Source organism: Arthrobacter zhaoxinii, from assembly GCF_025244925.1.
Classification (GTDB): domain Bacteria; phylum Actinomycetota; class Actinomycetes; order Actinomycetales; family Micrococcaceae; genus Arthrobacter_B; species Arthrobacter_B zhaoxinii.
On the sequence record NZ_CP104275.1, the window covers coordinates 3,065,133 to 3,083,339 of the forward strand.

14 protein-coding genes are annotated in these 18,207 nt (G+C 65.0%); 10 read left to right on the forward strand and 4 right to left on the reverse strand.

The annotated features are described in order from the left end of the window. Positions 1-263 precede the first annotated feature (263 nt). From N2K95_RS14300 to N2K95_RS14320, 5 genes are all read left to right on the forward strand, one after another. Positions 264-2,315: a hypothetical protein gene (locus tag N2K95_RS14300; protein WP_260652069.1), complete on the forward strand. Its 2,052-nt coding sequence runs from the start codon at positions 264-266 to the stop codon at positions 2,313-2,315. Continuing rightward, positions 2,315-3,928: a class I SAM-dependent DNA methyltransferase gene (locus N2K95_RS14305; RefSeq protein WP_260652070.1), complete on the forward strand. Its 1,614-nt coding sequence runs from the start codon at positions 2,315-2,317 to the stop codon at positions 3,926-3,928. Before N2K95_RS14300 ends, N2K95_RS14305 begins: the two co-directional genes overlap by 1 nt. Next, the gene (locus N2K95_RS14310; protein WP_260652071.1) at positions 3,928-5,169 is read left to right on the forward strand and encodes a restriction endonuclease subunit S; all 1,242 of its coding nucleotides are present in this window, start codon (positions 3,928-3,930) and stop codon (positions 5,167-5,169) included. Before N2K95_RS14305 ends, N2K95_RS14310 begins: the two co-directional genes overlap by 1 nt. Then, the gene (locus tag N2K95_RS14315; RefSeq protein WP_260652072.1) at positions 5,170-8,367 is read left to right on the forward strand and encodes a type I restriction endonuclease subunit R; all 3,198 of its coding nucleotides are present in this window, start codon (positions 5,170-5,172) and stop codon (positions 8,365-8,367) included. 122 nt (positions 8,368-8,489) lie between these two features. Continuing rightward, complete coding sequence (locus N2K95_RS14320) at positions 8,490-10,442, forward strand: hypothetical protein (protein WP_260652073.1); 1,953 nt, start codon at positions 8,490-8,492, stop codon at positions 10,440-10,442. A gap of 403 nt (positions 10,443-10,845) precedes the next feature. Here the strand turns inward: N2K95_RS14320 and N2K95_RS14325 are convergent, their stop codons facing one another. After that, positions 10,846-11,034 carry a DUF6308 family protein gene (locus N2K95_RS14325; RefSeq protein ID WP_260652074.1) on the reverse strand — a complete coding sequence of 63 codons (189 nt, stop codon included), beginning with the start codon at positions 11,032-11,034 and terminating at the stop codon, positions 10,846-10,848. Between the two features lie 107 nt (positions 11,035-11,141). Here N2K95_RS14325 and N2K95_RS14330 point away from each other — a divergent pair, with 107 nt between their 5' ends. Beyond that, positions 11,142-11,690: a hypothetical protein gene (locus N2K95_RS14330; protein ID WP_260652075.1), complete on the forward strand. Its 549-nt coding sequence runs from the start codon at positions 11,142-11,144 to the stop codon at positions 11,688-11,690. Here the strand turns inward: N2K95_RS14330 and N2K95_RS14335 are convergent. From N2K95_RS14335 to N2K95_RS14345, 3 genes are read right to left on the reverse strand one after another with little or no spacing between them, the layout of a single operon-like run. After that, complete coding sequence (locus N2K95_RS14335) at positions 11,687-12,145, reverse strand: DoxX family protein (protein WP_260652076.1); 459 nt, start codon at positions 12,143-12,145, stop codon at positions 11,687-11,689. The two genes, N2K95_RS14330 and N2K95_RS14335, sit on opposite strands and share 4 nt — an antisense overlap. Before the next feature lie 59 nt (positions 12,146-12,204). Continuing rightward, positions 12,205-13,380: a M20 metallopeptidase family protein gene (locus tag N2K95_RS14340; protein WP_260652077.1), complete on the reverse strand. Its 1,176-nt coding sequence runs from the start codon at positions 13,378-13,380 to the stop codon at positions 12,205-12,207. 51 nt (positions 13,381-13,431) lie between these two features. Then, positions 13,432-13,593, reverse strand: a complete 162-nt coding sequence (locus tag N2K95_RS14345; RefSeq protein WP_260652078.1) for a hypothetical protein — start codon at positions 13,591-13,593, stop codon at positions 13,432-13,434. 127 nt (positions 13,594-13,720) lie between these two features. On the opposite strand from N2K95_RS14345, the gene N2K95_RS14350 reads away from it, so the two are divergent. The 4 genes from N2K95_RS14350 (at position 13,721) to N2K95_RS14365 (ending at position 18,149) form a co-directional block, all read left to right on the forward strand. After that, a complete protein-coding gene (locus N2K95_RS14350) occupies positions 13,721-15,118 on the forward strand; it encodes a sensor histidine kinase (RefSeq protein WP_260652079.1) in 1,398 nt (465 codons plus the stop codon). Positions 15,119-15,195: 77 nt separating this feature from the next. Next, positions 15,196-15,936, forward strand: coding sequence for a response regulator (locus N2K95_RS14355; RefSeq protein ID WP_260652080.1), 741 nt, complete (start codon positions 15,196-15,198; stop codon positions 15,934-15,936). 105 nt (positions 15,937-16,041) lie between these two features. Further along, the gene (locus N2K95_RS14360) at positions 16,042-16,923 is read left to right on the forward strand and encodes an ABC transporter ATP-binding protein (RefSeq protein ID WP_260652081.1); all 882 of its coding nucleotides are present in this window, start codon (positions 16,042-16,044) and stop codon (positions 16,921-16,923) included. Beyond that, a complete protein-coding gene (locus tag N2K95_RS14365; RefSeq protein WP_260652082.1) occupies positions 16,920-18,149 on the forward strand; it encodes an ABC transporter permease in 1,230 nt (409 codons plus the stop codon). Before N2K95_RS14360 ends, N2K95_RS14365 begins: the two co-directional genes overlap by 4 nt. The last annotated feature ends 58 nt before the right edge of the window (positions 18,150-18,207 follow it).

Here is an 18,207-nt window from a genome sequence, read left to right on the forward strand (position 1 = left end):
GATTCCTGCGTCATGGTCTTCTTCCTTACTGCGATGGGAACTGCTTGGAGAAGCTGCGACCGTTCCCCCCAACACCTGCAACGGCCGCAGCTTGCGGGAAACGACCTGTGGCCTCATTCCCGCTCCATCAACGTAGGCCTTTGGTTTTAACAAACGGATATAGAAGACCGATAACCCTCTTTATCAATGTTTTCCACCGCCAAGATGCTGATAGCCGTACTCTGGACCTAACGCACTCATCCGACAGCAAAGGAGCCACCACAGTGACCACACCAGCCCGGCTCCTCATCTCGCTTTCAGACATCGCGCTTCTCGCCAAGGTCCAGCGGCCAACCGTCTCCATGTGGCGCAGCCGTTTCCGCGGCAAGAACTCGCCATTTCCCGAACCCGTCGCGTCCCGTAACGGACAGGAACAATTCGACGCAGGGCAGGTGGCCGAGTGGCTGACCGCAACCGGGCATGGCAACAATCCCGACGTCGAGGCGGACCTCGGCGCCTTCGCCGTCGCATCCGATCTGCCCCGGGACACCACTCTGGTCTTCGCGACGCTCACCGCGCTGCTGGCACTGCGGGTACTTACCGGGGAGACTATGGTCGGCAAAGACGCGGATGAGCTCCTGGACCTGGCCGACGAACAGGATCCCGACGACGAACTGCTCTTCCGGGAACTGGACGCCGCCGGCCAGGCGCTGGAGCCGCTGGCCCGCTACGCGGAACTGCTGGTGGAGGGCGCGTTCCACCCGGCCGCGGCCTTCGAGAAGCTGCTGGCGGACCGTTTCCGCCAGGGGCTGCGCCCACACACCGACGTGGCCCTCACCGAACCGGGGATGGAATTGGTGGCCGCCATCGCCGTCGAGCTGGCCACCGCACTTTCGGACGCCCCGGTATTCGCCGACCCGGCCAGCGGCAGCAGCGACCTGCTCCTGGCCGTGGCTCGCATCCTGGGCGACGGCACCGATGCCACTCTCATGGGCGGGGACGACGACGGCGGCTCCGCGCGGCTGGTCCGCCGCCGCCTGCTCGTGCATGGGCTGCCCCAGAAGCGGCTGGCCGTCGAACAGTCCGGCGCCTTCGGCCTGACCGGCTCCGCCGTTCATGTAGCCCAGTATCCGTCCCCCGGATCGCCGGACATGGATGCCCTGCAGGTCCTGAACGCCATCGACCACAGCGTGCTGCAAATGGATGACCGGCAGCGCGGCGTTGTGCTGGGTCCGGCCTCGGTGCTGTGCGATGTCCTGCCCAAGGGCGACCTGCGGGCGATCCGTTCCGGACTGATCCGTGACGGCCGCGTCCGGGCAATTGTCCGGCTGCCCAAAGGGCTGCTGAAGAGCAAGCCCCGGCAGATTTCCGCCCTCTGGGTGTTGGGCCCTTCGCACCCCAACGTGCCCATCCCGGAACGCTGGACCATGGTCGCGGACCTCACCGGTGAAAGCCTGACCCCGGACGTCGTCCAAGACCTGGTCAGCGACCTGGCAGCAAGCATGGGTTCCCGGGCGGCCATCTGGGCGCATTCCTTCCGGTTCGCGAGGCTGGTCCTCACCCGGTCCATCCTCCCCGGTGACACTTCGCTGGTGGCGTCCGCACACGCCGCACCTCCGCAAAGTGTCACCGCCGGAGCCACGGCTGCGCTCCGGGCTGATGACATCCTGGAAGCACTCAGCACCAATAGTCCAGCAAATACCCTGTTCCGGTATTCGGTTGAACCGGTCACGGAAACACCCGCCCGCCGGCGGCCCCGCGCCCTCGGCGATCTCTTGACGGAGAAGCGGGTCCATTACGTGCAGGGGAACCGCCTGCACGACGGCGAAACCGGGTCGGGGAACGGCACGCCTGTTCTCGGGGTACCCGAGCTCCTGGGCGAGGTACCGCTCGGTTCACGCCGAGTGGACCTCATGTCCTTCAGCACCCTGCACGAGAACGGCCGGCTCACGGAACCCGGCGACGTCGTGTTCTGCACCGGGCCGCGAGCCGCGGCCGTCGTGGACAGCGAGGGGTCCGCCGTCGTCGACTATCCGGCCCGGATCCTCCGGATTAACAAGGAAAGGGCCGGCGGCCTGCTGCCGGAAATGCTGACTGCGGATATCAACGCCCAGGCCGGCAACCGCGGCCCGTGGAAGCGCTGGCCGGTCCGCCAGATCCGGGACGATCCCGGGTTGGAGGTGGCCGCCTTCCTGACCGAAATCGAAACGCAACGCACCCGCGCCCGCGCCCGGCTCGAACAGCTCGAGGAACTCACTACGCTGGTCTTGGACGGCGTAGCCGGAGGAACCCTCACCGTGACAGACACATACGCCGCAATGGAAGGAAACAGCTAGTGCCCCCGAAAACAAAGGTTGCCGCCCTGCCGTCAACCATGAAGGAACTCAAGGACACACTCTGGAAGGCCGCCGACAAGCTGCGCGGTTCGATGGACGCGTCCCAGTACAAGGACGTGATCCTGGGCCTGGTCTTCCTGAAGTACGTCTCCGACGCGTTCGAGGAACGCCGCAGCCAGATCCGGGCAGAGCTGGAAGCGGACGGCATGAACGAGGACCAGATCGCCCAGTTGATCGACGACGTGGACGAGTACACCGGGCGCGGCGTCTTCTGGGTGCCGGCACGGGCACGCTGGCAGTACCTGGCCGAAAACGCCAAGGGCACCCAGGCATCCGCCGATGCCCCGGCGAAGTCCATCGGCGAACTCATCGACGACGCGATGACGCTCATCATGGGCGCCAACCCCACCCTGGCCGCCACGCTGCCCACCATCTACAACCGCGACAACGTGGACCAGCGCCGCGTCGGCGAACTGCTGGACCTGCTGAACTCGGCCCGCTTCACCGGCGACGGCGCCAAAAAAGCCCGTGACCTGCTCGGCGAGGTCTACGAGTACTTCCTCGAGAAGTTCGCCCGCGCCGAGGGAAAGCGGGGCGGCGAATTCTACACGCCTGCCGGCGTCGTCCGCGTGCTCGTAGAGGTCCTTGAACCGGACCACGGCCGCGTCTACGACCCGTGCTGCGGTTCGGGCGGCATGTTCGTACAGACCGAGAAGTTCCTCGAAGCCCATAACAAGGAGGGCTCGGACATCTCGGTGTACGGGCAGGAGCTGAACGAGCGCACCTGGCGGATGGCCAAGATGAACCTGGCCATCCACGGTCTGAACGGCAACCTGGCCTCCCGCTGGGGCGATACATTCGCCCGGGACCAGCACCCGGAGATGGAAGCCGACTACGTGCTGGCCAACCCGCCGTTCAACATCAAGGACTGGGCCCGCTCCGAGTCCGATCCGCGCTGGAAGTTCGGCGTCCCGCCGGCCAACAACGCCAACTACGCCTGGATCCAGCACATCATCTCCAAGCTGGCCCCCGGTGGCAAAGCGGGCGTGGTCATGGCCAACGGCTCCATGTCCTCCAACTCCGGCGGCGAGGGCCAGATCCGCGCCCAGCTCGTGGAGGCGGATCTGGTCTCCTGCATGATCGCCCTTCCCACCCAGCTGTTCCGCAGCACCGGCATCCCGGTCTGCACCTGGTTCTTCGCCAAGGACAAGACCGCGGGCGCCAACGGCTCCATCGACCGTTCCGGCCAGGTGCTGTTCATTGACGCCCGCAACCTCGGCTTCATGGTGGACCGTGCCGAGCGTGCCCTGTCCGAGGACGACATCAGCAAGATCGCCAACACCTTCCGCGCCTGGCGCGGCAAGGCTTCCGCGGTCGATGCCGGCCTCGAGTACGACGACGAGCCCGGCTTCTGCTATTCGGCCACCTTGGAGGAGATCAAGGCCGCCGATTACGCCCTGACCCCGGGCCGCTACGTCGGTGCTGCCGCGATCGAGGACGATGGAGAGCCGATCGAAGAGAAGATCGAGCGGCTGAAGAAGGAACTGTTCGAGCAGTTCGAGGAATCTGACCGGCTTGCGAAGGTTGTGCGCGAGCAGTTGGGGCGGATCTGATGGCTGAGCTGACATATCATCGGCTACGAGATGTTGTGGATGTCTCTGACTTCGTCGCCAACGGCAGTTTTGAGTCGTTGCGAAACAACGTCACGACCTCCACTACACCAGGCTTCGCAGTCCTCGTGAGACTCGTCGATTACAACGCTGGCTGGACAGGACCCTTCAGCTACGTTGACGAATCCTCATATAAGTTCCTAAAGAAGAGCCGCCTCATCCCTGGCGATGTCATCATTAGCAACGTTGGCGCAAATGCTGGCACGGTTTTCAGAGTCCCAGATTTAGGGATGCCAACAACGCTGGGGCCGAATGCAGTAGTCTGTCGCCCAATTGACCCTGATGTGCTCCGTCAGGATTTTTTCTACTACCTGATGTCTTCTCCTGTAGGTCAAGACTTGCTGGAATCGATAATTAGCGGTAGTGCGCAGCCGAAATTTAACAAGACCGCTTTACGCCAAATTCGACTGTCCATACCGTCCTCTGCTGAGCAGCGGGCGATCGCTGAGGTGCTGGGGGCCCTCGACGACAAGATCGCCGCCAACACCAAGCTCACTGAGATGCTTACCCACTCCCTCTCCGCCTCTTACCAGAAAGTAGTTGGAAGTCCAGAGGAGCTCGTTCCTTTCTCGGATCTAGTTACAGTCACTAAGGGCGTCTCATACAAGAGCGTCGACCTCACCGAGTCGTCGACCGCCCTAGTCACGCTAAAATCCTTCGACCGTAACGGAGGCTACTCGGCCAGAGGCCTCAAGGAGTACTCGGGCCCCCATAAGCCGCAACAAGTCATCCGACCTGGAGATCTGGTAGTGGCCCAAACAGACCTCACGCAAGCTGCCGAAGTCGTTGGCCGCGCAGTACGCGTTCCGGCCAGCAGCCGGCACTCCACACTTGTCGCCAGTTTGGATTTGGCAATCGTGCGCCCGGCCGGGGACGAGCCGGAAGAGTTTCTGCTCGGCACGATGCTTCAAGGCCGGTTCCGCACGCATTGTCAGAGCCTGACCAGCGGAACGACAGTACTTCACCTGAAATCGGACGCAATTCAATCGTTTATGGCGCCATTGGTTTCACGAGAGATACAGCTTCGGTATGCAGCATTGGCGCGACCTATGTTGCACCTGGGTGATTCCATAACGGCGGAAAACGAAACCCTCGCCGCCACCCGCGACGCACTGCTACCGCAGCTGATGTCCGGGAAGCTGCGAGTAAAAGATATTGAAAACACCATGGGGGAAATGGTCTAAATGGCACAGGCACAGCAGCTGGGGTACTCCGAAGCCGATTGGGAAGGCAGCGCATTGGAGATGCTCGCCGAACCGCTCGGCTGGCGCCCGAAAACCGGACAGGACATCGCACCCGGCACCGGCGAGCGCGATACCTGGGATGAGCTGCTCATCCGGCCCCGGCTGCTGGCCGCCCTGCAGAGGTTCAATCCGACAGTACCCGTCCAGTACCTGAAGCAGGCCCTGGCGGAAATCGCCGCCCCCAAGTCCGCCGATGCCATCACCGAGAACAAGCGCATCCATGACTACCTCACCGGCGGCTTCCGGCTCACCTACATCGACGCGGACGGCACCGAGGTCAGCCCCACGCTGCGCCTGCTCAGCCACGACCCGGACGAGAACGACTGGCTGGCCGTCAACCAAGTCACCCTCCAGCACGGCGACTATAAACGCCGCTTCGACCTGGTGCTCTACTGCAACGGTATGCCCGTGAGCATCATCGAGCTGAAGAAGGCCGGCAGCAAGAACGCCGACGTCGCCGCGGCTCACAACCAGCTCGCCACCTATCTGCGCGAATTCCCCATGGCGTTCCGGTTCTGCGTCTTCACGCTCGCCTCCGACGGACTGTTCGCCAAATACGGCACCCCGTTCACCCCGTTCAACCACTTCTCGCCCTGGAACGTGGACGACGACGGCAAGCCGGTCGCGCCGGGCGCTCTGCTCGACGGCGAACCCGCCACCGGCCTGGATACCGCCCTGTTGGGCCTGTACAACCAGGAACGGTTCCTGCAGCTGGTCAACAACTTCGCCGCCTTCGACGAGGGCGCCTCCGGCCTGACGAAGCGGATCGCCAAGCCGCACCAGTACTTCGCCGTCACCAAAGCCGTGGGCAACACCGTCCAGGCAGTAGGCAGCAACGGCAAGGCCGGCGTCGTCTGGCACACCCAGGGCTCGGGCAAGTCCATGGAAATGGAGCTCTACACCAACCTGGTGGTCCGCCACCCCAAGCTGCGCAACCCCACCGTCGTCGTCATCACCGACCGCAACGAACTGGACGGGCAGCTGTACGAAACCTTCGTGCAGAGCCAGCTGCTGCCCGAGACCGCCCGGCAGATCCGTAAACGCTCCGAACTGCGCGAAGAGCTGAGCAGCCGCACCACTGGCGGCATCTACTTCACCACGCTGCAGAAGTTCGGCCGCAGTCAGGCCGAGCGCGACGCCGGCGCGGAGCACCCGCTGCTCTCCGACCGGACCAACATCATTGTGGTGGTGGATGAAGCGCACCGCAGCCACTACGACAACCTGGACGGCTACGCGCGGCACCTGCGCGACGCCCTGCCGCACGCCACCCTGATCGCCTTCACCGGCACCCCCATCTCCTTCGAGGACCGCAACACCCGCGACGTGTTCGGCGACTACATCGACATCTACGACCTCAATCGGGCGGTCGACGACGGCGCCACCGTCCCCGTGTACTTCGAGCCGCGGCTGATCAAGGTCGGCCTGGCCGAAGGCATCACCGAGGAATCCCTGGATGAGGCCGCCGATGAAGCCACTGCCGGCCTGGACGATACCGAGCGGGCGCGCATCGAGCAGAGCGTCGCCGTCGTCAACGCCGTGTACGGGGCTCCGGAGCGCATCGCCGCACTCGCCCAGGACCTGGTGGCGCACTGGGAACGGCGCCGGGAGCAGATGGGCAAGTTTATCGATGCGCCGGGCAAGGCCATGATCGTGGGGGCCACCCGTGAGATCTGTGCCCGGCTCTATGACGCCATTGTGCAGATCCGTCCGGACTGGCACTCGGATGAGCTCGACAAGGGCAAGATCAAGGTGGTGTACTCCGGCACGGCCTCGGACACTCCCCCGGTCTCCAACCATGTCCGTCGCGACTCGATGAACGCCGTCATCAAGGAACGGCTCAAGACCGTGGATGACGAGCTGGAACTGGTGATCGTCAAGGACATGATGCTCACCGGCTACGACTCCCCGCCCCTGCACACCCTTTACCTGGACCGGCCGCTGAAGGGCGCCCTGCTGATGCAGACCCTCGCCCGGGTGAACCGCACCTTCCGCGGCAAGGAGGACGGCCTGCTCGTGGCCTACGCCCCGCTGGCGGAAAACCTCGCCGCCGCGCTGAAGGAATACAGCCGGCAGGACGGCAAGCAGCAGCCGCTGGGCAAGAACATCGACGAAGCCATCGCGCTCACCGAAACCCTGGTGGAAAAGCTGCGGGAGCTGCTTGCCGGACACAACTGGAAGGCCACGCTGAACAAGGGCGGCCCGAAAGCGTTCCTGCACGCCGTCACCGGAGCGGTGAACTACCTGCGCGATCCACTCACCCCCGGAAACCAGCCGGAGCCCGACGGCGAAAGCCTCGCCTCCCAATACCGGCGGTATTCCGGGCAGCTGGCGCGGGCGTGGGCACTGTGCTCGGGCTCCGAGCATCTGTCCCGACTGCTGCCCGAGATCAAGGTCTACGAAGAAATCCGGGTCTGGATGGCCAAGTGGGATGCCGAGGACCGCCAGTCCCGCGGCGAGCCCGTGCCCGAGGACATCTCCCGGCTACTCGGTCAGCTGATCGCCACCTCGACGGTCTCCGGGGAGGTACTGGACATTTACGAGGCCGCCGGCATGCCGAAGCCGTCGCTGGATGACCTGACGCCGGAATTCATGGCCCAGACCCAGCAGGCAAGGAACCCGCAGCTGGCCATCGAAGCGCTCCGGAAACTCATCTCGGAGGAGGCCACCCGCACCACGCGCAACAACGCCATCCGTGAGCGGGCCTTCTCGGAGCGGATCACCGAGCTGATGAACAAATACACCAACCAGCAGCTGACTTCCGCAGAGGTGATCGCCGCTCTCGTGGAGCTGGCCAAGGAGGTCTCACAGGAGAAGGACCGAGGCAAGCAGTTCTCGCCGGCGCTGAACGAGGACGAGCTGGCGTTCTACGACGCGGTGTCACAGAACGAGTCCGCGGTGGATGTGCAGGGCGAAGGCGTCCTGGCGAACATTGCCCGCGATCTGGTGAAGGTAATGCGCCGCGACGTCCGCACGGACTGGACCGTGCGCGACGACGTCCGGGCCAAGCTGCGCTCCTCGATCAAACGGCTCCTGGTCCTGAACGGTTACCCGCCGGACAAGCAGCCGGCCGCCATCAAGCTCGTCATGGAGCAGATGGAGTCCATGGCCCCGCGGTTTGCGGAGGCGCGGGCGGGCTAGTCCGCTTTTGGTTCACCTTGTGGCCCGGCCGTTTGTGCCGGGCCACTGCCCTGCTCTTTTCCCTTACCCTTTTTCTCTCCACCCGCGTCAACGATGACGCGCTGCCCGAAAGACGATCCACCTTGCTCGAAAAAGAACTTCGCCAGAAACTCCAGCCCCTCCGGGATGATCTGGCCCGTGCCACTGACCCCGAATACGACGAGAAGGCGCCGGTCCACCGACTGGCCAAGGAACTCAACCGGTCGATCCAGTGGGTCATCCGTAAGAGTGGTGGCGACGCCGAGGAAATGCATGCGAGCTACCGCCTGACCACGGCTCAGGAATCCCACGTCAGGGAGGCCCACCGTCAGGAGTTGACGGTCCCCGAAGGGCATCCTGACAGCCTCTCCATGACACTTTCGCGGCTCGCCCGTGATCTGATGCTGCCTCGCATCGACGTCATAAATGAGGTAATCCTCCGTGGAGTACCTCGGGAGGAAGCGACCCCGACACTGATGTTGTACACCTCCGAGGTGCAGGTACTGCTTGAATTCTTCGGGAAGCGCTGGAAATGGCGGCAGGACCATCCGCTCCCCTATACACCGAGTGCTGACGGCAGGATCTCCTTCGAGACATACGAGCGGATCCGCCAGGACGAACGCGAAAGCCTCGAGAGGGAGGGGTTGCTACCCTCCCGTTTAGAGTTGTCCCGCCATCCCAAACGGGAGTGGCCACAAATCATTGAGCATTCGCAGCGTTTGAAATCTCAGCCACCGCTTCCGACGGCCACGCGAAACGTAAGTACCGCCTCAGCGTCGAGTTCTGTGAATGTGCTTTCCTTGGCGTCCGGGGGTGAGTCTCAAAAGCCCGCAGCCAAATCTGGCAAGCCGTTCGGGAAGAACGGTATACCTGCCAAATCCGCGCTCAGATCACCAGATCCTGAGGCTGCCGTCAAGCTCGCTCTGAGTCATGATGCCCACGCTGCGGGGCGAGTGAAGAGGTTACAGATAGCCGCAGCAACGAACACTGCTTTGACCCCTCCGAAGCCGGCCTCTGTAGCTCAGCTGCAAAACCGCAAGGTAGTGGGACTGATTCAAAAGGAGGTGGAGGGCGGACAGCATACCGGCTTGTCTCCCGAGCCCGCATTCCGGACCTATCGCACCACCGTGAGTGCTGGTTCCACTGCGGTTGCAGACCTGCAGGAGACTCTAAAAGAGTTCCATCCGCGGATGTATGCCACATTCTTCGATCAGTTCCGGGATGTTCTGGCGGTGGACAGGCTAGTCGCGAGGACCATGCGGGCAGGGAGAGGATTCATCGCCACGGACCCCGAGCATGTCCGGATTATCAACGAGGTTTGTGAGTACAGCTACGGGATTTTCGCCTACTGGGAGATGGGCTCCAGAATTGGCCGTAAGGCGCGGAGCCTTCCACTCCCGTCTGCCAAGAAAGTCAAAACCGCTCTAGTGAAGCTCCGCCCTATGTACATGGGCGTACTGACCGATCTGTGCCACCGGCGCTTTGTTTTCTGGCGGGTTGGAAAGATCTGGGACCTATTGGAAGTCCGGTTCGACGACGTACATGACTGGTTGGACGGCTTAGCTACCGGAGAATATGTTCCACTTACAACGCACCACATTCCGCTGGGCAACTATAAGAACGTTGCCGCCTGCACAGACTTCTCTAACCGCGACCAGGACATAGTGAAGTTCATGTCGGAAGCCGCTGAGAACCTACGGCAGGGAGTCCACGGAGTCCGGGGTAAAAAGGCAACCAATAGTGCTGCGGCATTCGAGCCTCGAACAACGGGAGCATCGGGTTCGTCAGGGCAAAGGACGCTTGGGTACCGGCCGGAGAACACGTGGCTGGTCCCGATCACCATCACTAACGGGCAGGTCGACACCACCCTCGACGAGGATTTCTTCAGCTCGCCGGACGACATGAAACCACATGAAGTTCGGTCGTTTTACCGCCGGCCCAGAGGATCTTCACCCAACGCTCCTCGAACCGAATTTGTCAGCGGACACATCCGCGGAGGACGCGGTGCATTCGCCGATATGAAGCTACTCCCAGCGGTCACTATCGGCCGTAGATAACAGTCAGACCGCACACTAAGTGTTCCTAGGGAACAAGAGCGCTTCTGTACAGCTGATGCTGTCCTCCGGGCTTGCAGGCGACATCAGGTGTACAGAAGGCGGCGTATGCCGGGCTCCTCCGGCACAGTTTCCCACCCGGTGTGACGTTTGGGGCTGGTGTTGTCCCAGCGGGAACAGAACCACCACTGACTGGGATGCTCTGCCGGAATTCGAAGGCTCTGGCACGTTCATAGTGCAGTAGATGTCCCCTAGCCGGCTGGCACCCAGCATCTACTGCACTATGAACCCGCGGCGCGGCACCTAGTGAGCAGATAACGGGGTTTAGCGGAATCCAGTGAGCAGATAACGCGGCTATTCAGCAGGGATAAGCCCGTTATCTGCTCAGTAGATGCGGGTTCAGGGGCTAAGCCTCTTCGTCTTCACCGGCCGGGGGCTGGGGCGTCCCGCCGCCGGTGCCGTGCATCCACAGGACCACGTCCATGGCGCGAAGCCGGGAAATCCGGTGTGGCAGTTCCGCCCGACGCTGGATTTCGTCGAGGCGGAGGGGGAGCGCCCCGCTGTCCTCAGTGAGCGCCGCGTGCCAATCAGTCACCGGGTCAGGGAGTACTTCAGGCTCATCCCCGATTCCCAGATGGGGATCAAGCGATTCCCGCACACCAATCCCGGCAGCCCCGCACCCCGTCCCCTAGAGTGATCGCCATGGATACTCCGACCCAGTTTGCCGTCATAGCGTTCGGCGTCTTCGTAATATGCGTCGGTCCCGCCCTGCTCGTGCCGGGTGTTCTCGCATATTCCGGCCGTTGGACGTCTTGGGTAGGTCCGTCCGGCTCCCAGTCGACGGCGAAGCACTCCCGGCTGGGCTTCATGATGTTCTGGGCCGGTGTGCCGATGACCGTGATGGATGTTCTCCTCGGCCTGGAAGCGCTGGGTGTGGACGCCTCGCTGACAAGGGAGCTCATCCTGGCACCCATGATTCTCTGCATGCCCATAGTGATGATGCACATCTATTTCCTCCCAAAGGTCCTCCGGCCCCTCCTGCTGCCTCAGTGGTACCGGGACTGGGAGGACCCGATCAACGAGCGCGCTGACCAGGAGACCGAGTTGCGCCGGGCCAGACGGAAACGCCTCCGGAAACTGCCCCGGGCTGAAAGGCGCCGGGTTCGGCTCCAGGAAATGGGTGCGGCTGACCGCCTGATCATCGTCGAGGTTGATCAGAAGGTCATCTGGGAGAAAACGTCGCGCTACTAGTCCTTCCGCCCGTCCCGCAGCGCCTTCCACGCACCGGTGGACCAGAGTGCCCACAGCACCAGCGGCGGCTGGAAGAACAGCCGGGCCAGCCGGGCGCCGTCGGACTCCAGACCGAACGCGTCCGTATGCGTGACGTACTGGGAAATGTTGCCCGGGAAGATCGCGATGAAGAAGGCAGCCGCGGCCAGGCCCACCGGCACCCGCCGCTTCGGCAGCAGGATCAGCGCCGCGCCGAGGCTGATCTCGGCGACGCCGGAGAGCAGCACCACGGCGTCCTCCCCCAGCGGCACCCATTCGGGCACCTGCGCCTGGAACTCCTGCCGGGCGAAGGTCAGGTGAGAGGTCCCGGCAAAGGCCAGGAACGTCCCGAGGCCGACGGCGGCCCAGCGACGGGGTTTCGACGTCGGCGGTGCGGGGCGGGCGGCAAGGGCAAGGACCTTCGAGAGGGGAGACATGCTCCCGACGCTAACACCCCCGCCCCGACCGGGGCAGGGGTGCGGTCAATGGCGGCTGCTCAGGTGAGCCGGTTGTAGGCCAGCTGCGCCAGGGCGGCGGCCTGGTCCCCCAGCACCGCGTCGTCAAAGACCACCCGCGGGGAATGGTTCCACGCGGCAGTGACCGGATTGACCTCCGGCGGCGTCGCTCCCAGGAAGAGGAAGGTGCCTGGAACCTCATTGAGCACCAGGGAGAAATCCTCGGAGCCCATCAGCGGATCCCGGGATTCAAGCACCCGGTCCTCGCCGAAGATCTCCCGCAGCCCGGTGACGGCCTCCCGCGTCCGGTCCGCGTCGTTGCGGGTGACCGGGTACCGGATGGTGAAGTCCACCGCGACGGTGCACCCGTGCGCGGCCGCGATTCCCTCGGCGAGCGCCTTGGATTCGACAATCACGCGGTCCAGGGATTCCTCCGACAACGTGCGGACCGAGGCGCCAAGGCTGGCGGTATCGGGAATAACGTTGATCGCTTCCCCGGCGGAAAGCTGGGTCACTGTGAGCACAATCGGATCGAACGCGGAAAACCGGCGCGTGGCCATAATCTGCAGCGCCGTCGCGATTTCGGTCAGAGCGGGCACCGGATCGATGGCCGTCTGCGGCTGCGAGCTGTGCCCGCCGGATCCCTTCACCGTGATCCTCAGTTCGTTCGCACCGGCCATCAGCGTGCCGGGCTTGGTGCGGAAGACCCCCAGCGGACCGGGACGCACATGGATGCCGTAGGCGGCGACGGGACGTTCCCCGGCGGCGTCGAGCACTCCCTCGTCCAGCATCAGGCTCGCACCGTCGTGGCCCTCCTCCCCCGGCTGGAACATAAAGATCACATTGCCGGAGAGGTCCTGCTGCTGGGCGCAGAGCAGGCGGGCTGCACCCACGAGGCCGGCAACGTGCAGGTCGTGTCCGCAGGCGTGCATGGCGCCGTTGGTGGAGGCATAGTCCAGATCGGTCAGTTCACTCACCGGCAGTGCGTCCATGTCGCCGCGCAGCAGGACCGTCGGGCCGGGTTCGGCTCCGCGCAGTACGGCGACCACGGAGGTGGTCTTGACCCCCAAAGTGATGTCCAGATCCAGCCCCTCCAGGGCGGCAAGGACCTTTTCCTGCGTCCGGGGCAGGTTGATTCCGGTCTCCGGGTCCCGGTGCAGCTCCCGCCGCAGGGCCACCAGTTCAGGCAGGATCGCCTGTGCTTCCTGTACAAACATGCTGTAAGTCCTGTCATCTACGCTGATGGCCGGCTGCCGTCCGGGCTGCCTCTACCTACGCAGTAAATCACTCCCTTCGCTCCAGCACAGCGGTGCGGGCCCCACCCGTGCCGTTTCCGGTGCGACGACGGCGGCCGGCGGCAGCGGCGGTACGACGACGGCGGCCAGCGGCAGCGGCGGTACGACGACGGCGGCAGGCTGGGCAGCCGACACACCGGCACCCGGGGCGTCCCCGGGCACCAACGTCGAACCGCACCACAGTGGCGGACTCCCTCATCCCCCGGTCGCTCATCCCCGCGGCGGAGCCCCCGCGCACCGTTCGGCTCCTAGACTGGGCACCATGATCGAGACCATGGCCTTCGACCGGGCCGACGCCGCCGCAGAGCAGCACCAGAAGACGCGGCCGCGCTGGCTCACCCGTCTCCCCTGGCGGACCGGCGAGGACTGGGAACGCCCGGGGCCCACCCGCGACCAGCAGCGCCACGACGTCATCGGAACCCTGGTCCTGCTGGTGGTCTCCGCGTTCATTTTGGAGGTGAGCCGCGGAATCGGCGCCCTGGCCGGGGAAACCGAGCCCATCTGGATCCAGCACCTGGCGCTGGCTCTGATTATCCTGCCCTTGGTGGTGCGCCGACGTTACCCGGTGGCGGTCATGCTGGTCTGCAGCGCCGTGTTCCTGGGCCTGGGACTGCTGGTGCCCATGGTCGCCACCCAGATGACCTTCCAGGCGGCCTATTTCGCCTCGCTCTACACAGCCGTGGCATGGGCGAAGGACCGAAGGATGCTCTGGCTCGGCACCACCGTGGTTATTGCGGTGATGGCCTTGTGGGTCATCCTCTCCTTCACCGTCTCGTCCTCCTATGACGGCATGCTGGAACGGATCACGGAAGGCGATGACACCTACCGCGGATTCCTGCCGCCGCTGGTTTCCCTGGCCCTGTACAACCTGGCGATCAACGCGGCGTTCTTCGGCGGAGCCATCATGTTCGGCATGAGTGCCTGGCGCAGCGCGCACCAGCGTGAACTTCTTGTCCGGCAGTCCGCGCAGCTGGAACTCCAGGCGACGGAACTGGCCCGGCAGGCGGTGCTGGACGAGCGGCTGCGCATCGCGCGGGAGCTGCACGACGTCGTCGCGCACCACATCTCGGTGATCGGCGTCCAGGCCGGCGCGGCCCGGCGCGTGCTGGAGAAAAAGCCGGAAGCTACGGCGGGCGCCCTGCAGACCATTGAGGCCTCCTCCCGGGAGGCGGTCGAGCAGATGCGCTCCCTGCTGGGCGTGCTCCGCGCCGGCGGGGACCCGGGCCCAGAGTCCGACGGCGGTGCGCGGCGCAGTCCGGAGCCCGGCCTGGCGGACGTCCCCGAACTGGTGCAGGAGCAACCGGGACTGTCGGTGTCCTACCACCGGTCCGAGGACGCTCCCGGCGCCCTGGACCGGGTCCCCGCGCCCATGGGCCTCTCGATTTACCGGACGGTTCAGGAGTCCCTCGCCAACGTCCGCAGGCACTCCACCGCAGGGGCCGCCGTCGTCGCGCTCCGGACCGGCACCACGGAGACAGGGAACCGCTGGGTGGAAGTCGAAACCGTGGACAACGGCAGGCCGCGCGCCGGGGACACTGCGGGGTCCGGCTTCGGTATCCGGGGCATCCGTGAGCGTGCTGACCTGCACGGCGGCATCGCCGAAATAGGTCCGCGGTCCGGCGGCGGCTGGCGCGTCAGGGTCCGCTTTCCGGTGCGTTGACCGCTACCGTGGGTGCCGGGGGCGGTACCGTGCCGTGGGCTGGGGCATGCCCCTGCGAAAAGGAGAGACACAAGTCGATGGAACCGATCCGGGTCCTGCTGGCCGATGACCAGGCCCTGCTGCGGGCGGGGTTTGCCATGATGCTTTCAGTTGAAGACGAAATCGAGGTGGTGGGGCAGGCCGCCAACGGCCGCGAAGCGGTGGACTTCGCTGCGGCGCATCCCGTGGACATCATCCTCATGGACGTGCAGATGCCGGTGCTGGACGGCATCCGGGCCACCGAACAGGTGGTGCAGGCCGGCACCGCGAAGGTCATCATCCTCACCACCTTTGAACGCGACGACTACCTGTTTGACGCCATCAGCGCCGGGGCGAGCGGCTTCCTGCTCAAGAACTCCGATCCGGATGACCTGGTCGCCGCGGTCCATGCGGTGGCCTCCGGCCATGCCCTGCTGGCGCCGGAGATGACCGTCCGGATGATCGAGCGCTTCGCCCGGCAGCTGCATGCCGAGGCCGCGGGGTCGCCGACAAGTCCGGCGGGCACCCCGGCTGCCGGGATCCGTCCGCCGGCCGGCTCCAGCCAGCAGCGGAAACTGCTGGCTTCGCTCACCTCCCGCGAGCGCGAAGTACTGGTGAACGTGGCCGCCGGGCGCAGCAATGCCGAGATTGCCGCGGGCATGTTCGTGGCCGAAGCGACCGTCAAAACCCACGTCTCCAATCTGCTGGGCAAGATCCAGGTCCGGGACCGGGTGCAGGCCGTGGTGTTCGCGTACGAGTCCGGCCTCATCCTCCCGGGGGATAAGCCCGCCGCCGGCTGAGCCCCGCAGGTTCCATCCCGCGGCCGATCCGCTCCGGCGTCCTTCTGCCTAAGCTCGAAGCAGAAGACAACCGCCAGGCCCGGCTTCCGCCGAAAGGAACAGCCCATGTTGCAGGTCCGCAACCTCACCCGACGCTTCGGGGACAAGACCGCCGTCGACGACGTCACGTTCGACATTCCGTCCGGCCGCATGACCGGCTTCGTCGGCGCGAACGGCGCCGGCAAGACCACCACCATGCGCATGATCATGGGCGTGCTGACCGCCACGTCCGGCGACGTACTGCTGGACGGTTCCCCCGTGACCGCCGCGCAGCGGGCGCAGTTCGGGTACATGCCCGAAGAGCGCGGCCTCTACCCCAAGCAGCCCATCATCGACCAGCTGGTCTACCTCGGCCAGCTGCACCGGATGAGCCAGTCCTCCGCCCGGCGCGAGGCACTGGCGCTGCTGGACCGGTTTAATCTGGCCGACCGGAGCAAGGACAAGCTCGAATCGCTCTCCCTGGGCAACCAGCAGCGCGTGCAGATCGCCGCCTCGCTGCTGCACCGGCCTACCGCCCTGATCCTGGACGAACCGTTTTCCGGACTGGATCCGCTCGCGGTCGACTCGATGGTGGAGCTGCTGCGCGAACGGACCGCGGCCGGCGTGCCGGTGCTGTTCTCCAGCCACCAGCTGGACCTGGTGGACCGGCTCTGCGACAACCTCGTGGTCCTGCAGAACGGCCGTCTGATGGCCGCCGGCACCGGCGACGATCTGCGCGCCACGGCACCCCGGCGGCACCGCATCACGGTGTCCCCCGACGCCGGCTGGCTGCGCGAGGAAACCGGGCTCACCGTCATCGATGTGGCCGGCCCCTCCGCGCTCGTGGAGTTCGACGACGACGTGCACGCCCAGCGCACCCTGGCCGCCGCACTCTCCCGCGGCACGGTGCAGGAATTCGCCCCCATCCGACCTTCCCTGAGCGACATCTACCGTGAGGTGACAGCATGAGCACCGAAACCCGCACCCCCGTGGCCACGCCCGGGCAGACTCCGGAAGCCCCGGACAACACCCCGGCCTGGGCAATCGTGACGCTGCGCGAAGTCATGGTCAAAATGCGCGACCGCACCTACCTGCTCTCCACCCTGGTGACCCTGCTGCTGATCGGTGGCAGCGTTTTCTTCAACGCCTACATGTCCGCCCGCGGCTCGGACCACACGGTGGCCGTGGCCGATTCCGCCGCCACCGAAATCATCGCCGCCGCGGACGCCGCCGGCTCTGAAAATGACGGCAACACCTCCTTCGAAGCCGTGACGGCCGACTCCCCGGAGGCTGCCCTGCAGCTGGTCCGCGACGAAGAGGCCGACGCCGCGCTGCTGCAGGAGGAGAACGGCAACTGGACCCTGACCGGGAAGGACGAGATCGATTCCGGGCTGCGCGGGCCGGTCTCCGAAGCCCTGACCGGCTATGTCATCAGTGCCAATGCCGCCGCCGCGGGTACCACGGCCGCGGAACTGACGGCAGGCAGCGAGCTGGACGAAGCCCTGCTGGAAGGCGACGCCGAGCAGGCCGTCATCGCCTCCGTCATTGGCTTCGCATTCAGTTTCCTCTTCTACATGGCCACGATCCTGTTCGGCATGGCCATTGCCACCTCCGTGCTCGAGGAGAAGCAGAACCGGGTGGTGGAGATCCTGGCCACCGCCATCCCCATCCGCCAGCTCCTCTACGGCAAGGTCATCGGCAACACCATCCTGGCCGTGGTGCAGCTGGCACTCTACGGCGGGGTGGCCCTCCTGACGCTGAACCTCACCGGAACCGCGGACATGGTGGGATCCATCATTCCGGTATCCGGCTGGTTCCTGGTCTTCTTCCTGGTCGGGTTCCTGATCCTGGCCGCCGGCTGGGCGATGCTCGGCGCCATGGCCAGCCGTTCCGAGGACCTGAACAGCAGCTCCACTCCGGTGATGGCCATCATTTTCGCGGCACTCTTCGCCGGCCTGTTCGCCAAGGGACAGCTGCTGGTCATCGCCTCGTTCGTGCCGGTCATTTCCTCCGTAGCCATGCCCATCCGGATGCTCAACTCGGACGTGCCGCTGTGGCAGACCTTCGCGTCGCTGGCCCTTGCGCTGGCCGCGGCCTACGCGCTGCTGTCCTTCGCCGCCAGGATCTACCGGCGGGCCGTCCTGCAGAGCGGAGGCGCACTGACCCTGCGCAAGGCCATGAAGCTGGAGCAGTAGCCCCGGAAGGGAGCATCACAAATGGCAGGCGGGGAGCATCGGCTCCCCGCCTGTTTCA

Excerpts from the sequence above, each read along its gene's own strand:
- N2K95_RS14310 (WP_260652071.1), top strand. The coding sequence starts at position 3,928 with ATGGCTGAGCTGACATATCATCGGCTACGAGATGTTGTGGATGTCTCT.
- N2K95_RS14315 (WP_260652072.1), top strand. The coding sequence starts at position 5,170 with ATGGCACAGGCACAGCAGCTGGGGTACTCCGAAGCCGATTGGGAAGGC.
- N2K95_RS14330 (WP_260652075.1), top strand. The coding sequence starts at position 11,142 with ATGGATACTCCGACCCAGTTTGCCGTCATAGCGTTCGGCGTCTTCGTA.
- N2K95_RS14335 (WP_260652076.1), bottom strand. The coding sequence starts at position 12,145 with ATGTCTCCCCTCTCGAAGGTCCTTGCCCTTGCCGCCCGCCCCGCACCG.
- N2K95_RS14340 (WP_260652077.1), bottom strand. The coding sequence starts at position 13,380 with ATGTTTGTACAGGAAGCACAGGCGATCCTGCCTGAACTGGTGGCCCTG.
- N2K95_RS14350 (WP_260652079.1), top strand. The coding sequence starts at position 13,721 with ATGATCGAGACCATGGCCTTCGACCGGGCCGACGCCGCCGCAGAGCAG.
- N2K95_RS14355 (WP_260652080.1), top strand. The coding sequence starts at position 15,196 with ATGGAACCGATCCGGGTCCTGCTGGCCGATGACCAGGCCCTGCTGCGG.
- N2K95_RS14360 (WP_260652081.1), top strand. The coding sequence starts at position 16,042 with ATGTTGCAGGTCCGCAACCTCACCCGACGCTTCGGGGACAAGACCGCC.
- N2K95_RS14365 (WP_260652082.1), top strand. The coding sequence starts at position 16,920 with ATGAGCACCGAAACCCGCACCCCCGTGGCCACGCCCGGGCAGACTCCG.